General features: G+C 47.3%; 19 protein-coding genes. 14 read left to right on the top strand and 5 right to left on the bottom strand.

All coding sequences use genetic code 11. The features are described from left to right. The first annotated feature begins 74 nt into the window (after positions 1-74). Entirely contained in the window at positions 75-851 is a 777-nt protein-coding gene (locus tag MZ182_RS17775; protein ID WP_248068524.1) for a hypothetical protein, read from the top strand. Positions 852-909: 58 nt separating this feature from the next. Here MZ182_RS17775 and MZ182_RS17770 read toward each other — a convergent pair whose 3' ends face one another. From MZ182_RS17770 to arfB, 3 genes are all read right to left on the bottom strand, one after another. Then, on the bottom strand, positions 910-1,587 hold the full coding sequence (locus MZ182_RS17770) for an SDR family NAD(P)-dependent oxidoreductase (protein WP_011787975.1): 678 nt from the start codon (positions 1,585-1,587) through the stop codon (positions 910-912). 54 nt (positions 1,588-1,641) lie between these two features. After that, the gene (gene aroQ, locus MZ182_RS17765) at positions 1,642-2,076 is read right to left on the bottom strand and encodes a type II 3-dehydroquinate dehydratase (protein WP_061783072.1); all 435 of its coding nucleotides are present in this window, start codon (positions 2,074-2,076) and stop codon (positions 1,642-1,644) included. A gap of 118 nt (positions 2,077-2,194) precedes the next feature. Continuing rightward, the gene (gene arfB / locus MZ182_RS17760) at positions 2,195-2,626 is read right to left on the bottom strand and encodes an alternative ribosome rescue aminoacyl-tRNA hydrolase ArfB (RefSeq protein ID WP_011787977.1); all 432 of its coding nucleotides are present in this window, start codon (positions 2,624-2,626) and stop codon (positions 2,195-2,197) included. 136 nt (positions 2,627-2,762) lie between these two features. On the opposite strand from arfB, the gene MZ182_RS17755 reads away from it, so the two are divergent. The 7 genes from MZ182_RS17755 (at position 2,763) to MZ182_RS17725 (ending at position 11,096) form a co-directional block, all read left to right on the top strand. Then, a complete protein-coding gene (locus MZ182_RS17755) occupies positions 2,763-3,128 on the top strand; it encodes an STAS/SEC14 domain-containing protein (protein ID WP_011787978.1) in 366 nt (121 codons plus the stop codon). Between the two features lie 36 nt (positions 3,129-3,164). Continuing rightward, positions 3,165-3,371, top strand: coding sequence for a DUF3012 domain-containing protein (locus MZ182_RS17750; RefSeq protein WP_011920016.1), 207 nt, complete (start codon positions 3,165-3,167; stop codon positions 3,369-3,371). A 163-nt stretch (positions 3,372-3,534) separates the two neighbouring features. Continuing rightward, on the top strand, positions 3,535-3,978 hold the full coding sequence (locus tag MZ182_RS17745; RefSeq protein ID WP_248068551.1) for a hypothetical protein: 444 nt from the start codon (positions 3,535-3,537) through the stop codon (positions 3,976-3,978). Between the two features lie 330 nt (positions 3,979-4,308). Next, a complete protein-coding gene (locus MZ182_RS17740) occupies positions 4,309-5,802 on the top strand; it encodes a TolC family protein (RefSeq protein WP_248068521.1) in 1,494 nt (497 codons plus the stop codon). A 10-nt stretch (positions 5,803-5,812) separates the two neighbouring features. Further along, positions 5,813-7,078: an efflux RND transporter periplasmic adaptor subunit gene (locus MZ182_RS17735; RefSeq protein WP_248068519.1), complete on the top strand. Its 1,266-nt coding sequence runs from the start codon at positions 5,813-5,815 to the stop codon at positions 7,076-7,078. Positions 7,079-7,107: 29 nt separating this feature from the next. Continuing rightward, the gene (locus MZ182_RS17730; RefSeq protein WP_248068516.1) at positions 7,108-10,350 is read left to right on the top strand and encodes an efflux RND transporter permease subunit; all 3,243 of its coding nucleotides are present in this window, start codon (positions 7,108-7,110) and stop codon (positions 10,348-10,350) included. A gap of 470 nt (positions 10,351-10,820) precedes the next feature. Beyond that, positions 10,821-11,096, top strand: coding sequence for an antibiotic biosynthesis monooxygenase family protein (locus MZ182_RS17725; RefSeq protein WP_317233126.1), 276 nt, complete (start codon positions 10,821-10,823; stop codon positions 11,094-11,096). Positions 11,097-11,173: 77 nt separating this feature from the next. Here the strand turns inward: MZ182_RS17725 and mscL are convergent, their stop codons facing one another. Further along, positions 11,174-11,584: a large-conductance mechanosensitive channel protein MscL gene (gene mscL / locus MZ182_RS17720; protein WP_011920011.1), complete on the bottom strand. Its 411-nt coding sequence runs from the start codon at positions 11,582-11,584 to the stop codon at positions 11,174-11,176. Positions 11,585-11,782: 198 nt separating this feature from the next. Between mscL and MZ182_RS17715 the strand changes: the two genes are divergently transcribed. The 6 genes from MZ182_RS17715 to MZ182_RS17690 all read left to right on the top strand — a co-directional run bounded on the left by MZ182_RS17715 (position 11,783) and on the right by MZ182_RS17690 (position 17,277). Then, entirely contained in the window at positions 11,783-12,238 is a 456-nt protein-coding gene (locus MZ182_RS17715) for a GNAT family N-acetyltransferase (protein WP_011920010.1), read from the top strand. 73 nt (positions 12,239-12,311) lie between these two features. Next, the gene (locus MZ182_RS17710; protein WP_248068510.1) at positions 12,312-12,638 is read left to right on the top strand and encodes a putative quinol monooxygenase; all 327 of its coding nucleotides are present in this window, start codon (positions 12,312-12,314) and stop codon (positions 12,636-12,638) included. A 343-nt stretch (positions 12,639-12,981) separates the two neighbouring features. Further along, positions 12,982-13,215, top strand: a complete 234-nt coding sequence (locus tag MZ182_RS17705) for a thioredoxin family protein (protein ID WP_014611382.1) — start codon at positions 12,982-12,984, stop codon at positions 13,213-13,215. A gap of 86 nt (positions 13,216-13,301) precedes the next feature. Then, positions 13,302-14,093 (top strand): DUF2927 domain-containing protein, encoded by a 792-nt coding sequence (locus MZ182_RS17700; protein ID WP_373973548.1) that lies wholly within the window; start codon positions 13,302-13,304, stop codon positions 14,091-14,093. A 118-nt stretch (positions 14,094-14,211) separates the two neighbouring features. After that, complete coding sequence (locus MZ182_RS17695; RefSeq protein WP_248068507.1) at positions 14,212-15,654, top strand: MBL fold metallo-hydrolase RNA specificity domain-containing protein; 1,443 nt, start codon at positions 14,212-14,214, stop codon at positions 15,652-15,654. A 246-nt stretch (positions 15,655-15,900) separates the two neighbouring features. After that, on the top strand, positions 15,901-17,277 hold the full coding sequence (locus MZ182_RS17690) for an alanine/glycine:cation symporter family protein (protein ID WP_011787990.1): 1,377 nt from the start codon (positions 15,901-15,903) through the stop codon (positions 17,275-17,277). A 76-nt stretch (positions 17,278-17,353) separates the two neighbouring features. Here MZ182_RS17690 and MZ182_RS17685 read toward each other — a convergent pair whose 3' ends face one another. Beyond that, positions 17,354-18,709: a flavohemoglobin expression-modulating QEGLA motif protein gene (locus MZ182_RS17685; RefSeq protein ID WP_061783077.1), complete on the bottom strand. Its 1,356-nt coding sequence runs from the start codon at positions 18,707-18,709 to the stop codon at positions 17,354-17,356. Positions 18,710-19,059: the final 350 nt, after the last annotated feature.

Genomic DNA, 19,059 nt, shown 5'->3' with positions numbered 1-19,059 from the left:
AAGCTTTAGAAGCGTAAAATAAGCTTCCGTAGGCAATAGTCTAGCTCGCTTACGCTTTATCTTTCGAGGTGCTTATGAATATTCCCTTAGCGTTTTCTCAAAAACAGTGTTGCCAAAGTCAGCTCCATAGCACTTATCAATGGCTGCGAAAGTGGGGGACTTGGTCGCTTGTGGGTGGGACTGCACTTTTGAGTGGGTTGTGTGTATCCGCCAATGCAGTTGCTGGAAATCGGGACTATTCGGATCACGTTGAGTCTTATGCTCAGTCTCGCGATAGCTATAGCCGTCATATCAATCATGCGGATCAACGCTATGATAAGCGTTACCGCCACAAACATAAGTATCGCTATTACAATCCATGGGGCTTGGGCCTAGGGTTGGGGTTAGCTACGGGATGGAATTCTGGCTGGAACCTTGGTTATGGTTGGAATACCCAGTGGAATAATGATTGGGGCTGGAATACTCGTTACCCATACTATCGTGAAGCTTATTTACGGGATAATTACGCCCGAGATTATCGCAATTCGCCTTATTCGAGCATTGGGTTTTCGATTCCAATGGCCTATGACGATCAAGTTGTTGCAGTTTCAACCCCTGTGCGGGTGACAACCAGTATGCAGTATGCGCCAGCAGAAGGTCGGATGGTATCGAGTATGCCTGCGAGTGTTGGTAGCCAAACAAGCACTCCAGATAGTGCTTCAATTCAACAGCGCCGTGCCCGTACCGTGTCTACTTTGCCAACCAATGCCAGAATAGTGCAGCAGGATGGCCGTACTCTTTACGAGTGGCAAGGTATACTTTATGCCTTTGATTGGAATAGTAAAACCTACCAAGAACAATTGATGAAGTAGGTTTTTTATACTGAAATGGGAGCAAGCAATGCTCCCATTTTTACTTTGCCTTCAAGTATTAGCCGCGTTGTATGCTGATATCGGCGATATAGCCATGCGCTGTAGCAACTAAGGCTTGTTTGAGCATAGTTGCTGCTTCATCTGCCGACATAAAGCTTGAGGTATCCAAAGTTTTACCGCTACTGGGCCAAAAGCCTGTATCCATGCCTCCGGGATACACGGCAATCAACTTCATCGGGCTGTGCTTTAATTCCAAACGTACCGACTCGATAAATCCTCGCACCGCCCATTTTGCGGCGCAATAAGTCGACTCTCCGGCCTTAGCTGCAAGTGCTGCGGTAGACATGACGATGACGAGAGTGATGGCTTGATCTTTATAGCGTTTTATTAATTCCCGCACCAATAGAATGGTCGATGTAATATTGTTATTTAAAAGCGCTTGGATAGCGTTCACGTCTTGGGTTTCAATCGGGCCAAAGTAGCCACTACCTGCACAGTGGATAACGGTTTTGGGGATTGCAGTGAGACTATCAAATAGACTGTTAACGCTCTGTACATCCGCTAAATTTGCCGCCACCGCTGCAATGGGCCGGTTTGAGAATGGTGTCAGAGCATTGGCGACGGTATGCAGCCGCTCAGCATTACGCCCTGTGAGTGTCAGTGGTTCATTTTCTTTGGCGTAGAGTGCCGCGAGAGCTGCACCTAGTCCGCTGCTAGCGCCAGTAATTAATATCATTTTGACCTCGTTAATTCAGGCTATGGGTCACTCAAAATAGCCTAATGCTTGGCGTTAGCCCTTAAGTTGTTTAATGGCCGCCGACAGTGCAAACTCATAACCCTGAGCACCAAAACCGCAAATCACGCCTATCGCCTTATCGGAAAAATAGGAATGGTGGCGGAAGGCTTCACGGGCATGCACATTGGATAAATGCACTTCAAAAAAAGGAATTGCCACCCCAAGTAGAGCATCACGCAGGGCAACACTGGTATGGGTAAAGGCAGCGGGATTGATGATAATCATCTGCGCATCGGTCGCATGAATCGCATTGATTAGCTCAAATTCGGCGTTGGACTGAATATGCTCGAGCTCGACTCCCGCCTGTTGCGCCTGCTGGTTTAGCGTTGCCACTATATCGGCTAAGGTTTGATGACCATAAACGCTGGGCTCGCGGCGGCCTAAGAGGTTGAGATTAGGGCCATTAACGAGCAAAATTTTGTGACTCATTGCGCTTTCCTTCACGAACATGCCTTGGGATTAATGCAGGGATAAATGGATTTCAGTTTTGCATATAGGCCACTAACTTAACCTGTTCAAATCGATTTTGCATTATCTGTTATTAAAGTTAATAGTCACTCTTCTGTTGACGCATGGCCTTAGTGGCACCTTTTTGTTTCTTGGTTTCTAATCGCCGCGTTTGGCTGCCCTTAGTGGCGCGGGTGGGGATGCGTTTTTTCTGTACTTCACCGACACTGGCAACTAAGGCGATAAATTGCTCCAAGGCGGTTTGGCGGTTGGCATCTTGGCTGCGGCTCGCTTGGCATTTGATAATGATTTTGCCGCTTTTAGTGATGCGGTGATCCGCCTTGTTGAGTAAGCGTTCTTGGTAAAACTCGGGTAATGATGAGCTTTTAATATCGAAAATCAGCTGCGCAGCGGTGGACACTTTATTTAAGTGCTGGCCGCCTGCACCACTCGAACGGATAAATTGCCACTCGATTTCATTTTCCTGAAGTTCCACACGGTTTGAGATTTTTATCATGGCAAACTTAGGCATTTTTCAGCATGGATTGAGAAGCCATCAATAATGACTTATGGCTTTCCAATAGATTTGTTATCATCGGGCGCATTCTTTGCTGCTGCATTGGCTAAAGCCATTGCCTGCAAAAGTGTTCTCGATTCGGAGTGCCTCTATGTTATGCCAAATCCCCGATATTGCTAAGGGTGTTATCAGTCTTTTTGCCAGTGGCCGACTATCCTCCACCGATTATCGGACCCGTTTACAGCCAGCGATTAAGAGCTATCGTAAGGATTGGGGCCAAGTTTGCCTGTATATTGAGGCGGATGTGTTACTCGAAGGCTGGGAATTTGAATCGCTGACCGGCAGTGGTGAAGTTCAGTTACCGAATTTTGAAGCGCTAGTGTTTGTGGGTGGCCCTGATTGGGTGGGAAATGCGCTGCGCTTACTTGGGCCTTTTATGCAGGGCGAAGTGGCTTGGTTTCCGCTCGAACAGAAAGCCAAAGCGATTGCTTGGATCACTAAGCGTTCGAATAATTAATTGCCTAAGATGGGCTTTGTTTATAAGGAATTAAATATGTCTTTGTTGAAATCTCTGGCGGTCAAGCCTTTATGCACCAAACTGGGTGCCATTGCGTTCGTTATCGCTTTTACGGCTGGGCTGAGTGCCTGTGCGCCAGAAGTGGGTAGCGATGCTTGGTGTAAACAGATGAAAAATAAGCCATCTGGCGATTGGACTGCTAACGAAGCTGCTGATTACGCTAAGCACTGTGTATTTAAGTAAGTTGAGTGGTTATAGATCACAGCTTGGCGGCTTTTGCTTGCGGGCTGTGAACTTATGTTTATGATACGGGTCAGATGTTCCGTTATCCGTTATCCGTTATCCGTTATCCGTTATTTGCTATAGGTGATATTTGAATTCTACCGCTAAGCCATTTTTTACTCGAATGGTGACCCTACTGATAGCCATTATCGTGCTGCAATTTGCTGGCGCGAATTTGGGTGCGCATCAGTTACATGCGGGTAATAGCGCGGAAGAAGCTGAGAATCACCCCCATCTGCAATTTAGTGCTCAAGTGACCACTTTGACCCAATGTATTGAGTGTGTTTGTCCAAGCGAGAAAGTCTTAGGCTTTGCGGACTCCACGGGTTTAACCAGTCATCACGCGGGTGAAAACCAAAGCAGAGGATTTCATTCCCACTTAGTGAAAACCACTGAAATACAAGATTTTGACCTATGCCTCGATTGCCAATGCCATGGCGGTCATGTGGCGCTGTTATCTCAGGCAGTGAGTCAGCCTGTACAGGCGTTAGAAAGCGTCTATCTGCCTACCGATGTATCCTATTTCCCGCCTGATAATTTACCTAAAGATCGTCCTCCTATCGCTTAATTCTCCAATATTCGGCTTATTTCTCGGCTTAGGACGATTGATTCATCTGATTGGATCTCATTCTATTTTGCCGTGTGATAAGCCCGTTATGTTCATCCCCCAAAAGATACGCTTGAACTGATGCTCAGCAGCGTTAACTGTTGGAGCCGTCATCGGCCTTTTAGCCGCGTACTGTATTGCTTGGCGGGATGATTCGATCGGCGCTTATTTGCCATGTCCAGAACGATATGATTGCTTTGCATTGAGCTATTGAAATCAAGCTCACATCTAGCCGTTTCGCTTTGGGTGCAAAAGCCAGCCGATCCACATTCGATATTGTTAGGATCTGCGATGAAAAAAACGATTCTCGCCCGTACTTTAGTTTGTCTGTTTAGATCGGGCTTGTTTAGCTGCGGATTAGTATTGGCCGCCGGATTGCTAGCCTTTGCCCTCGCGGCAGAAAATGACTCTCTTGAAGTCGACGTCCTTGAAGTCAAGGTCCTTGAAACCCAAGCCTCTGAAGCTAATGCCCCTGAAATCAATGCCTCTGAAGTTGAGGCATTTAAGGCGCAATCACTGGGCTTGCCCGCCAAAGAAAGCGATGTGCCATATGTCAACTTTAGCCAATGGTTGCCTGAGTTACTCACACAGTTCAATCAGTTACCTGAGGTTCAGGCGCAACTTGTAAGGCAGCAACAGGCCAAACTGGCCATTCAGGCGGCAGATCGCGCTGTGTATAACCCAGAACTTGGGCTTAATTATCAAAATGCCGATACAGATGCCTACAGCTTAGGGCTGAGCCAAACCCTAGATTGGGGTGACAAGCGCGGCGTGGCGACAAAGCGTGCCGAGCTTGAAGCGCAAATCCTGTTAGCAGATATAGGGTTAGAGCGTAGCCAAATGTTGGCCGAACGCTTACTTGCGTTGGCAGAACAGGCGCAAAGCCGTAAGGCGCTGACCTTTGCCGAGCAGCAATTAAGGTTCACCAAGGCGCAGCTCAATATTGCTGAGCAGCGATTGGCGGCGGGGGATTTGTCTAACGTCGAGCTGCAATTGATACAACTCGAAGTCGCCTCTAATACTGCCGACTACGCCTTAGCCGAGCAGGTGGCCTTAGTGGCCGATGGCAAAGTAATTGAATTAATTGGGGATAATAATTTCGCTTTTAGTGAGTTTATCAAGGAAATCCATTTCTTTGTGACTCAGGCTAAGCAAGCGCCAGCGGCCGAGTTGGGCACCTCTAAATCAGCTTTGCCAGCCTTGGCGAGTGCTTATCAGCAAGTGCTGCTCGCCAGAGTTAATGTCATGCAAGTCAAAGCGGAAGCTTCAGCTGACCCGACCATTAGCCTAGGCGCTGAAAAGGAGGGCACGGACAATAAGCTCAGTGTCGGCGTGTCGATTCCTCTACAAGTTCGCAATAACTACAGTGAGTTACAAGCCGTAGCCGATAAGGGCATCGCTATCGCGGAGCAAGGTTATCTTGCCCGTGAGCGAGTGCTTACCGCTAAGCAGAAACAATTCCTCTATGCGTTACCGCGTTTACTCGAACGTTACCAAGACTGGCGCGAGTTAGTGCAAGTGTCAGGTGCTAAAGCCGCTAAATCCTTAAGCCAACAATGGCAGGCGGGGGATGTGAGTACTAGCGAGTACTTGCAGAGCCGTCGTCAGTTAGCCGCCAGTTATTTGGTGGGCTTAAACCTAGAAACGGCTATCTATCAGAGTTGGTTAACTTGGATGGGCGAAAGTGGCCAGCTTATGCCTTTTATCGAAAAGCTCATTATTGAAAAGCTCAACTCAGTCCCTTCGATAGCATCTAATGCCGCCGCACGCACAGTAAACCCATGAGGTCACAACAATGAATTCAAATACTCACTACGAAAATATCCTTCAACTGGATGCTGTAACGACGTCTGAAAAGCGTCGGTTTAACCTATCAAAAATCGCGCTCGCATTATTCGTGCTGAGCACGCTGGCCTTTCTCGCTCAGCCTGTATTGGCTGGCGGTGATCACGCTCCCGTCGCTAAGGCAAGCGGCGATTCGGTAACGCAAACGGCGCCGACGGATGAACACGGCGAGCAGGCGTTGAAATTGACCGAAGTGCAGCAAGCCTTGGCGGGGATTAGCTTGTTACCTTTGTCGAGCGATAGCTTGAACCTAGCCAATTTGAATCTCGATATTAGGGCGACGGCGACCTTAGTGGTGGATCGCGATAGAACTGCCACCCTTGCGCCACAGCTAGATGTACGTGTGTTGGCGCGCCATGTAGTGCCGGGGCAAGAAGTGAAAAAAGGTGAGCCTTTACTTACCTTGGGTGGCGCAGCCGTTGCGCAGGCACAGGCGGACTACATTAATGCCGCTGCCGAATGGAGTCGAGTCAAACGCATGAGTGAAGGTGCGGTTAGCGTCAGTCGGCGGATGCAGGCGCAGGTGGATGCCGAACTTAAACGGGCGATTTTAGAGGCGATTAAGATGACGCCCGCGCAAATTCGTGCACTGGAATCGACGCCCGAAGCCATAGGCAGTTATCAACTCTTAGCGCCTATTGATGGCCGAGTGCAGCAGGATATCGCCATGCTAGGTCAAGTGTTTAGCGCGGGCACGCCCTTAATGCAACTGACCGATGAATCCTATTTATGGGTCGAGGCGCAGTTAACCCCAACTCAAACTACGCATATCCAGGTTGGCAGTTCAGCTTTAGTGCAAGTAGGGGATAAGACGTTGGTAGGTAAGATCATCGGTCGCTCCCATGAACTCGACAGCGTAACGCGCACCGAGCAAGTGCTGGTGAGTATGCCCAATCCTGAACATGTGTTGCATGCGGGGCAATTTGCTGAATTGTACTTTGCTGGCTCTACTACCGATCCAAACGGCAGTGGCATAGTGCTGCCCGATGCGGCGCTGACCCGTGGCGGCGATGGCGACTGGCAGATTTTTATTCAAGATGAGGATGGCTTCGAGTCCATTGAGGTAGAAGTGGTGCAGCGTCAACGCGGTTTGAATCTAGTGCGTGGGCCAGAGCTTGAAAAAGCCCAGCAGGCACAGCTCAATGTCGTGGTGGCTGGCGCGTTCTTCTTGGCATCCGAGCAGGCGAAAGCGGGCTTTGATATTCACGCCCACTAATATGAGCGCCCTCATTTTGGAGATTTTCTATGTTGCAAAAGTTAATCGAAGCCGCGATTAAAAATCGGCTGTTAGTGGTATTGGCTCTGCTCGCCGTGATTGTGGGCTGTGTGGCCATGCTGCCAAAGTTGAATCTCGATGCCTTTCCTGACGTGACTAACGTGCAAGTGACCATCAATACTGCGGCCGAAGGCTTAGCCGCTGAAGAGGTGGAAAAGCTTATCAGTTATCCGGTGGAATCGGCCATGTACGCCCTCCCTGCGGTGATTGAGGTGCGCTCGTTATCGCGCACTGGCTTGTCGATTGTGACTGTGGTATTTGCCGAGGGGACGGATATTTACTTCGCCCGTCAGCAAGTGTTTGAACAGTTGCAGGCGGCGCGGGAGATGATCCCAAGCGGCGTCGGAGTGCCTGAAATCGGCCCGAATACCTCGGGATTAGGGCAGATTTATCAGTATATTCTGCGTGCAGAACCTAACTCTGGCATTAATGCCGCCGAGCTGCGTAGCTTAAATGATTATCTGGTGAAGTTGATATTGATGCCCGTGGGCGGCGTGACTGAAGTCTTGTCTTTTGGTGGCGATGTGCGCCAATACCAAGTGCAGGTCGACCCGAATAAACTGCGTGCCTATGGCTTGTCGATGGCGCAAGTTACCGAGGCATTAGAGAGCAATAACCGTAACGCTGGCGGTTGGTTTATGGACCAAGGCCAAGAGCAACTTGTGGTGCGCGGCTATGGCATGTTGCCCGCAGGAGACGCGGGATTGGCGGCGATCGCGCAGATCCCTCTGACCGAAGCCAGCGGTACGCCAGTGCGTATTGGCGATATCGCTCAGGTGGATTTCGGTAGCGAGATCCGTGTCGGGGCTGTGACTATGACGCGCCGCGATGAATCTGGCCAAGTGCAAAATCTCGGTGAAGTGGTGGCTGGTGTCGTGCTCAAACGCATGGGGGCAAACACTAAGGCGACGATTGACGATATTGGTGCGCGGGTGAGCCTTATCGAGCAGGCCTTGCCCGATGGCGTGTCCTTTGAGGTGTTTTACGACCAAGCGGATCTGGTCGATAAGGCTGTGACCACAGTGCGCGACGCGCTGCTAATGGCCTTTGTGTTTATCGTGGTGATCTTGGCGTTGTTCCTCGTCAATATCCGCGCGACCTTGCTGGTGCTGCTGTCGATTCCAGTGTCTATCGGGCTCGCACTTATGGTGATGTCCTATTATGGATTGTCGGCAAACCTGATGTCGCTCGGCGGTTTAGCCGTGGCGATTGGTATGTTAGTCGATGGCTCTGTGGTGATGGTGGAGAATATTTTCAAACACTTAACCCTCGCTTCTAAGGGAAAGTCGGATCGCCGCCATTTACCTGAGGCGAGGGCGCGTGCCGATGGTGAGGTTGACCCTTACCATAGCGATGAGGACGGTGGTCAGCAGGCCAATATGGCTGTGCGTATCATGCTCGCAGCTAAAGAGGTTTGCAGCCCAATCTTCTTCGCCACCGCCATCATCATTGTGGTGTTTGCGCCGCTATTTGCGCTGGAAGGGGTTGAGGGCAAACTGTTCCAACCTATGGCGGTCAGTATCATTCTGGCAATGATATCGGCGTTGCTGGTGGCGCTGATTGCCGTGCCAGCCCTTGCCGTGTATCTGTTTAAGCGCGGTGTGATGCTTAAACAAAGTGTGATTTTAGCGCCTCTGGATGCCGCTTATCGCAAGCTACTGACGGCAACGCTTGCTAGGCCAAAGGTGGTGATGCTCAGCGCCTTATTGATGTTTGCTTTGAGTTTATTGTTACTGCCAAGGCTGGGTACTGAATTTGTGCCCGAGTTGGAAGAAGGCACGATTAACCTCAGGGTCACGCTGGCGCCAACGGCGAGTTTAGGTACTTCGCTCCAAGTCGCACCTAAGCTTGAAGCCATCTTGCTGGAGTTTCCAGAGGTGGAATATGCCCTGAGCCGCATTGGTGCACCTGAACTGGGCGGCGATCCCGAGCCTGTGAGTAATATTGAAGTCTATATTGGCTTGAAACCGATAGCAGAGTGGCAGTCGGCAAGCTCGCGCTTGGAACTGCAACGCTTGATGGAGGAAAAGCTCAGCGTGTTCCCTGGACTCTTGTTGACCTTTTCGCAGCCAATTGCGACTCGGGTAGATGAATTACTTTCGGGGGTAAAAGCCCAGCTAGCGATTAAAATCTTCGGCCCTGATTTAGCAGTATTGTCACAGAAAGGCCAAGCACTCAGCGATCTCGTTGCGAAAATTCCCGGTGCCGTGGATGTGTCGCTTGAGCAAGTGAGCGGCGAGGCGCAATTGGTCGTGCGGCCAAAACGCGAGTTATTGGCGCGTTACGGCATCAGTGTTGATCAAGTGATGAGCCTCGTCAGCCAAGGTATTGGCGGCACGAGTGCAGGGCAAGTGATCGATGGCAATGCCAGATACGATATCAATGTGCGACTCGCGGCCGAGTTTCGCCAAAGCCCTGATGCGATTAAAGACTTATTACTTAGTGGTACAAATGGCGCCACAGTGCGCTTAGGGGAAGTCGCTAGCGTCGAAGTGGAAATGGCGCCGCCGAATATTCGCCGTGACGATGTGCAGCGCCGAGTGGTGGTGCAGGCCAACGTGGCGGGACGCGATATGGGCTCAGTCGTGAAAGATATTTATGCCCTAGTGCCAAAGGCGGATTTACCTGCGGGATATACAGTGATCATTGGCGGCCAATATGAGAATCAGCAGCGGGCGCAGCAAAAGCTGATGCTAGTGGTGCCGATTTCTATCGCCTTGATTGCCTTGCTGTTGTACTTCTCCTTTGGTTCATTCAAGCAAGTGTTGCTCATCATGGCGAACGTGCCCTTAGCTTTGATTGGCGGCATAGTGGCCCTGTATGTCAGTGGTACTTATTTATCTGTGCCTAGCTCTATTGGCTTTATCACTCTATTTGGGGTTGCGGTGCTCAATGGTGTGGTGCTGGTGGATTCGATTAATCAGCGCAGGCAAAGCGGCGAAGCACTCTATGATTGTGTTTATGAGGGCACGGTTGGGCGTTTGCGACCCGTATTGATGACGGCACTGACCTCGGCATTAGGTTTGATCCCTATTTTATTGTCATCGGGTGTCGGCAGTGAGATCCAAAAGCCCTTGGCAGTGGTGATTATCGGTGGCTTGTTTAGCTCGACGGCGCTGACCTTACTCGTCTTGCCGACCTTGTATTGCTGGCTATATCGCGGCGATAAGCGCATTGATGAGCTTGATTCGCTACAGATTAGCCACAAGTAAGCCGTCATCGTAGGCAATAACTGGTTATGTTTCGGGTTATTGCCTTCGTTGTAGACAGGGTTATCAGATTGACTAAAACTCTAAAAATCAGTGAGCTAAATAGCGATAGATAGGCTAGTCTTAGGGTCGACATTAAGGACATTCATTTCTGGAGAACATTATGATCGCGGTAATTTTTGAAGTCATCCCGACAAAGGAAGGGAAGGAAGAGTATCTGCACGTGGCGGCTGAAATGCGCCAATATTGATACCCAAATAACCTCTAGATACGAGTTTCAGAGCGCCTAGGGAGCTTCAATTCAAGGCGCATCAATGACAGAATGTCGGCCACCTTTTGAATTGATGCAACACAGAAGTGGAGTGCCCTAGGCGCTCCGTCCCGGCGGGTTTTAACGCACTTTATGCTGTGTTGGTTATTTTTAACTTAGCCCACTAGGTCTGCAAATAGCCGCCTTGCCTAAAGTGCGTTAAATTCCCGCTGAATCCCGCATCTTTAGGTTATTTGGGTATCTTGGCCGTAAGGGACTGATCTCGATCGAACGTTTTCAGAGCTTAACCGACGATGGCAAAGTGCTGAGTTTGTCGTTTTGGGAAGACCAAGCTTCGATCACCCAATGGCGTAATCAGATGGCTCACAGCATTGCCGAGCAAACGGGTATAGTGCCTTGTTTGTTTAACTCCTATCGCATTCGGGTGGCCGAAGTGGTGCAAGATTACAGTGAAACTGTACACATTGAAGCTGAGTAATCACTTATCTCGCTGAGGTAAAGAACAAAACCCATCTCTAGAGATGGGTTTTTTATGCGTGACACTTAAGTTTGAGATTATTTTTCTTGTTGAGCTTTCAATAGATCGCGGATTTCAGACAGCAACTCTTCTTCTTTGGTCGGTGCGGGTGGTGCTTTAGGCGCTTCTTCTTCCTTGCGTTTTAGGGTGTTAATGGCTTTTAAACCCATAAAAATCGCGAAGGCGATAATCGTAAAGTCGATAACGGTTTGAATGAATTTGCCATAGGCAATGACCACAGAAGGCGCATCACCTTGGGCTGCCTGAAGCACTATGCTCAAATCACTAAAATTCACACCACCTAGGATGATACCAATCGGTGGCATGATGACATCGGCCACGAAGGACGAGACGATTTTGCCGAATGCGGCACCTATGATGATACCAACGGCCATATCGATCACATTGCCGCGGGACGCAAAAGCCTTGAACTCTTTAATTAAGCTCATTAGGTTTTCTCCAAAATTAAGATTAAATGTTGAGTTTTACTTTGCTAACGATATCAGGAAAACCCAAGGTCTTTTTCACCCTGTTAGCTTTTCAAGCTTATAGGGGCTTGTGAATTAAGGCAATTCAGACATTCTTTAACGGCAAAAAAGCATGTTAGACTGCGTCCGATTTAAGCCATTCTGGGGAGGAAGTATCACGTGCATTGGAATAATCTAACTTTTAACCAATTAGATATTAATATGCTGTATGACATATTAAGACTTAGAGTTGATGTGTTTGTCGTCGAGCAGGCCTGTGCGTATCCAGAGCTTGACGATAAGGATAGGCACCCAGAAACCCAGCATTTATTTGGCTTATCGCCTGACGGGGAACTGCTTGCCTACGCGCGCATTTTGCCGCCGGGATTGAGTTATCCAGAGGCGAGTATTGGTCGTGTGGTGGTATCGCCAGCGGGACGAGGCAAAGGACTGGCAATGCCTTTAATGCAGCAAGCCATTGAATCAGCACTGACGACATGGCCCGATGCGGGGATCCAAATTGGCGCCCAAGATTACCTCAAAGCTTTCTATCAAAAACTCGGCTTTGTCGCCTGCTCTGAGATGTATTTAGAAGATGGTATTCCCCATTTAGATATGCGCTATCAATCAGCATAAGCGGCTATCAATAAGAGTTATCTACATCAATTATCAACATAAACATTCAACATTAAGTCAATAAGGAACTGAGATGTCGACTTCAACGGACTATAGAATCAATCAACAACAAATTGCCTGCGTGGCGAGTTTTCTGGCTAAAGAGGGCAAAACCGAAGCGCTAATCGCTGCGCTCTCGAGCCTTATTCCTGATACGCGCCGCGAAGCGGGTTGTATTCGTTACGAGCTCAATGTGAGCCGTGATGAACCACGCCGCGTGACGTTTGTAGAAAAGTTTGTCGATATTACCGCCTTCGATGAACACTGCGCTAAAGACGCGATTCAACATTATTTCCATCAAGTGATGCCCGAATTGGTTGAGTCATATCATGTAGAAACTTACCACCAAATTATTGCTTAGTGCTAGGGCGTGCTAATTCCACTTAAGCTGACTTTCATCGTAGACACATATAGCGTCCGCATAAAGGCACTACAGCGGGCTGTGCGCTAACTATCTTCATACGAGTGGCTCATTATTTGAGTGGGCCAGCTCGCTTCATTCCTCTATTCTCAGCCAAGGATTTGCTCGAACGAATACAAGGTCATTTCAAAATATTAACTGGCCCTCGTAATAGGCAAATTTAAGTAAGCAAATAATCACTTTATAGCGCATCATGTTGCTGTATCTACCTAAAGCTCGACTAGGGATTAGGTGGAACTCTCAAGGTGAAAATCCTGCAATGCTGTATCTCCAAGGAAATAATATGAAACGGGTTAGCGTATTAGGTGATTGCGATAAGTGTAAAAAAACTGAGGAAATGTTCAAAGATATATCAGAGGAAATGGCCGTCGATCTGATCGTTAAAAAAGATACTGATCCACAGAGTTTAGTGAAATTTAAAGTAACAAAAACTCCCGCAGTCGTTATCGATGGGGAGCTAGTGCATAGCGGTTCAGTGCCGAGTAGAGCCGATATCGAAGAATGGCTGCGAGACTAACACAGCTAGAATGAATGCTGGGATCATACTCAATGCAAAAGCGTTGCAGAATTGTGCGGTACATAAGTCAGTGTATACACTATGTTATGTTGAGTGCATGGTTTGGAATCTTTCCCCTATCGGCGGCTGACCCAGCACAGTCCATCGGCAAAGTACTAGAACGAGAGACCCGTTGGCAAAATCCAGATTATATCCGCCAAGCTTTCAGTCATATTGCGTTAAATAATGAATATGACACTTATAAACACAGAGTTCGTAAATGGCAGGTACCAATACGGGTTTTTATTGAACATCAAGTTGCCGATGGTGCTCTGCACACTCAATTAGTGCAGATGCATTTAAGCCACTTAACGGAGATTACGGGTCACGATATTCGCTTAGTCGATTCGCTTGAAAAGGCTAATTTGCACTTAGTATTTACCCGTCAATCCCTGTGGGCGAATGAGATAGTGCGCTTAATGGGGCAAAGTGCTGTGCAAAATATCCATGGTTCAGTTTGCATGGCAAAATTTGCCCTCAATTCTTTGCAGCAAATTGAACGTGCTTGGATCATTATTCCCGTCGATCAAGCAAAAATGCACGGTAAGTTAGTGGCTTGTATTGTGGAAGAAATGACCCAAGTACTTGGATTGCCCAATGACTCAGAAAAAGTGTTTCCCTCCATTTTTAACGATAAAACCCAGCAGGATTTGCTCACAGGGCTGGATTTTATTCTCCTAAAACTACTCTATAGTCCACTGATTCACGCTGGGATGACAGCCGCTGAGGTTGAACAACCTTTGTTAAACTTGCTCATCCAATGGCAGCATGATGGCACAATTATGAATGCCGATAAAATGGTGCGACAAGGTAAATTGTACCCCTTACTCGGCTATTAACTACTGTGTGTTACTCCTAAAGTTGACATTACTCGTATGTGATTAATTAATCCTTTTTGTTTTAGGAATAAGGGCATAGTCTATCTTTAATAAGAAGTAAATACGGTGGAGGGACACTATGCGAATGACACTGCAGTTTTTAGGGGCAACGAGAGAAGTGACAGGTTCGTGCCATTTACTCTCGGTCGATCATGAACATTTATTACTCGATTGTGGGTTGATACAGGGCGGTAAAGAAGATGAATTGCGTAATCACGACCCTTTCACTTTCGAGCCCGAGTCTATTTCCGCTGTCGTGCTGAGTCATGCCCATATCGATCACTCTGGACGTTTACCTCTGTTAGTCAAATCGGGGTTTGATGGGCCTATTTATACTCATAAAGCGACAGCTGAACTTTGTGCCATTATGCTTAAAGATGCTGCTATGCTGCAGAGCAGAGATACGGAACGTACTAATAAAAAACGGGCTAAGCACGATCTTGAGCCTTTAGCACCCTTATTTACCGTTGAAGATGTCGAACAAGTGATGAGGCAATTTATTCCCTTAGAATACGGCCAAGTGATAAACGTGATCCCCCATGTGGATATTTGTTTGTCGGATGCGGGCCATATTTTAGGTTCGGCTTTAGTTGAAATTTGGTTAGGTGAAGGTAAGTCGCAGAAAAAAATTGTTTTCAGTGGTGATCTTGGCCGTGCAGGTATGCCGATTTTACATAATCCAACCTTAGTTGATACGGCCGATTTAGTGCTAATGGAAAGTACCTATGGTGATCGTTTTCACCGGAGTTGGACTGATACCTTAGCAGAGTTGAAAGCCATTTTTACGAAGGCGGTGACAGAAAGCCAGGGTAATATTTTGTTACCCGCATTTTCAGTCGGACGAGCACAAGAGTTACTCTATCTTTTTCATTTATATGCCAAGGAATGGGATCTATCCCGTTGGAGAATTTGCCTTGATAGCCCAATGGCGATTGAAGCGACTCGCGTCTATGTTAATAACTACCAGTTGATGGATGAAGACTTTAAGCATTTTACTCGCCAGTCACCAGGGAAGCATCCACTGCTGTCAAACGTTGAATTTATTCAAACCACCGAAGAATCAATAGCATTAAATGATATACACAAGGGGCTGATTATTATTGCAGGGAGCGGGATGTGTAATGGTGGGCGTATTCGTAGCCATTTTGAACATAATCTATGGCGCCCTGAATGTGATGTGATTATTTGTGGCTATCAAGCCAGAGGCACTCCTGGGCGTGCTTTAGTCGATGGCGCAGAAGAGCTAACCATTCACGGTAACAGTATTAAAGTCGCCGCTAAGCTACATACGGTAGGTGGGCTATCTGCCCATGCGGATCAGGCTGAGTTATTACATTGGTATCACCACTTTGATGATCAGCCCCCCTTAGTTCTCGTCCATGGCGAACCCGAGGCACAGCAGGGGTTAGTCGATGTCATTAACCAAGATCCTAAAACTAGACCTAAGGATATTGCGATAGCTGCATATGGTGATAAGTTGGATTTAACTGCATTGCCGCGGTTAATGTGGATCACCTCTTAAGTTTATGCCCTTCTTTGTAACGCCCTATTTAGTAAGAATAGGGCGTCTTATTTGCTTATAAATCAACGCGCCTTAGGTATGGTACCGAATAAATTTATCCATTATTTAGGTTTCCAATTGTTAATCATTCGTTGTAATCTGGATTGAGGCTATCTAGATTGGCTCATTAAATAGTCTCAATTAGGTCAAACCTAATTTTGCAGAGCTAATAAAACTATAACTATAACAATCAATCACGAGGTTTGAATGGAAGCAATTACGGAATTTGTTGGCCTAGTTAATGGCTTTGTCTGGGGCACACCTATGTTGGTGATGATCCTTGGTGTGGGTTTGTTTCTCTCTCTCGGGCTTAGATTGATGCCCATTCTTAAATTAGGTACAGGTTTTAAGCTACTCTGGTCTGGGCGAATTCCCGATAAAGATAAAAATGTGAAAGGAGATGTGAGCCCTTTTAATGCGTTGATGACGTCACTTTCAGCCACTATTGGTACAGGTAATATTGCGGGGGTTGCTACCGCGATTTTTATTGGAGGCCCTGGTGCCTTATTTTGGATGTGGTGTACAGCGTTAGTGGGGATGGCAACTAAGTTTGCAGAGGCCGTTTTAGCGGTGAAATACCGTGAAGTTGATGACCATGGTAACCATGTTGGTGGGCCTATGTATTACATCAAAAATGGCCTTGGTAAGAAGTGGGCTTGGTTGGGCACATTATTTGCGATTTTTGGTTCTCTTGCTGGTTTTGGTATTGGTAATACAGTACAGGCAAACTCAGTTGCAGATGCGTTAAGCAGTAACTTTGGGATTCCCGCTTGGGCTTCGGGCGTGGTGATGATGCTGTTAGTTGGTGCAGTATTGATGGGAGGGATTAAACGTATCGCCGATGTAGCGGGTAAGTTAGTGCCCTTTATGACAATTTTTTATATTACCGCGGGTTTAGCTGTGTTAGCTATGCATATTGAAGAGGTGCCTGCTGCATTTGCCTTGATTGTTCATAGTGCGTTTAATCCAGTTGCTGCCCAAGGTGGTTTTGCGGGGGCGGCAGTTTGGGCTGCCATTCGCTTCGGTGTCGCTCGCGGTGTGTTTTCCAATGAAGCAGGTTTAGGAAGTGCGCCTATCGCCCATGCCGCTGCGCAAACGAATAACCCTGTAGCGCAGGGGCTTGTTGCTATGCTTGGCACCTTTATCGATACCATTATTGTTTGTTCTATTACGGGACTAGCGATTGTGGTGTCAGGAGCATGGACTTCAGGTGAAAATGGCGCCGCATTGACTTCCTACGCCTTCTCCCACGCCTTACCGATGGGGAATTATATTGTCGCTGTAGCTCTGGCTATTTTTGCGTTTACAACCATTATTGGTTGGAGTTTTTATAGTGAGAAGTGTGTGCAATATCTCTTTGGTATTAAAGCAATAAAACCATTCCGCCTACTGTGGACGCTTGCGGTTCCCTTAGGAGCGGTAAGTTCTTTAGATTTCATTTGGCTATTAGCGGATACCTTAAACGCTATGATGGCTATTCCGAACCTTATTGCTTTAGTGCTGTTGAGTCCTGTGGTTTTCGGTTTGACGCGAGAATACTTTATTAAAAAACGCGCAGAAGAGACGGCAAAAGTGCGCACTTAATTGCCGATGCGACTGAGTGTTTTCGAACCAAAAAGCTCACATATTGGTGAGCTTTTTAATCGAGCTGGTTACGCGATTAGTCTGAGTTGTTATCAAACTCTGTATCATCAAATAACTCATAGGCGGGAGATACGTTGGGGACATCCTTAAATAAGCGAGTGAAGTGACGCTGCACACCTTTTAAATCAATTCCAGCTAGGCCAGAGGCAAAACCAAACCATGCGTAAAGACCGCTAAAGTTATCAAACATAGGAGGTAGGTATTTTGGGGGCGTCAGAATTCCTTCTTGGCAGGCTTGATACAACACAGGGATATCTTCGATCGCCAATTTCCCTAAGAACAACATAGGGATGAGCTCGGGTAAGCCTGATGTAATTGCACTACGAATAAAGTTAATATTTTCTACATAACCGCGGACATAGGAAATATCTTTAGTGAAAAAGCTCCCACCTTCTACCATACCGCCACGGAAAACCCTTTGAGTGACCCGATAGCTGTCCTTTGCACTGAGATTTAATTCTCTAAAATAGTTAAACACGTCGATAAAGTCTGCACCATTTTCCGCCATATCGACAGCCGCAACACGGTCGCTAATACGCCGAGCTCGGCCTGGATTGGAGCTTAAGGTCAACATTTCGAGCAATACAGCGAGCCCTTCTTGGGTTGCCGCTACACGTGGAGACCCCACACTGAGCCAAGTTGCGTGGGGTTGGGCTCTGCCATTAAGGGTTGTACCAACATGTACCCAGCCTTCATGAACCTCATATACATTGAGGTCTGACTCACTGAACATCGCTTTACTGTTGAGTTTAACGGTATCGCCGCCCACTGCGGCATCCGAAACAATACCGTCACTGAGGCGAACACGCATATCATCGCTATGGAAATACTTTTCTAAACGCTGACTTAGTACATTAACGGCTTCCGGTGCGCTAATAATTTTGGGGTGATGCTTATTCATATGTCGTGCTGCGGGCAGCGAGAATATATAACTCAGTTTATCGCCCAACTGACGCAGGGTATGGCGATCGCCATGCAATCTATGGTTTGCACTGCCGTATAATTCTTGACTGAGTTTACCAAAGGTCGGCGTACCTCTGTGGCCTAACATATCGACAACGAGACGATATTGATCGACGTTGGCAACTAATAATTTTCCAAGTTTGTCCCGTTTACCTAAACGTCTATGAATATCCTGTTTCAGGGCGATAAGTTCAGCTTGCGTTTTTATAGGGTCAAAAGGTAATGCTATGTTTTGATAGAAGTCTTGTTTAATCGCTGGAAGTGAAGAACCTTTGTTTGATAGAAAACGCTCTTCCATTTCCCTTGGCCATTTAATCGCATCGAGGATTTTTATGGGAGTTTGGATACGAATGAGTTCATCGGAAAAGCGGCGTAGATCTTGTTGGTACTGGGCTAACGACTCTGACATTTCCGTCATCCTGCGGGCTGTTTAAGCAATAGAAATTGACATAATCATAGCCTTTAACCCTATTGATTCCTATGGCTCTGCTAGGCTGATGTTAAAAATTTTAGATTAAATAATCAATTTTTCATCGATTTAAAGCATCACTCGGTGAAAAGTTCTACACAGGATCTGCGATATGAACGCTGGCGCGTTTGGCGCTGGGATGAGGAACTTATACTTATTTATATAAAGGTTGGATGACTTCTCATTAAAACCAAGACATAAAAAGGCAAAATGATAAGGTTGGTGGTACTAAAAATTAATGCTCACCCAGCCGATGAAGTACTGGGTGATACTTGTTTATAATCGAGCAA

Source organism: Shewanella sp. JNE2, from assembly GCF_023159115.1.
GTDB classification, from domain to species: domain Bacteria; phylum Pseudomonadota; class Gammaproteobacteria; order Enterobacterales; family Shewanellaceae; genus Shewanella; species Shewanella putrefaciens.
The sequence above is the reverse complement of the archived record's forward strand: the minus strand, read 5'-3'. Positions and strand labels throughout refer to the sequence as shown.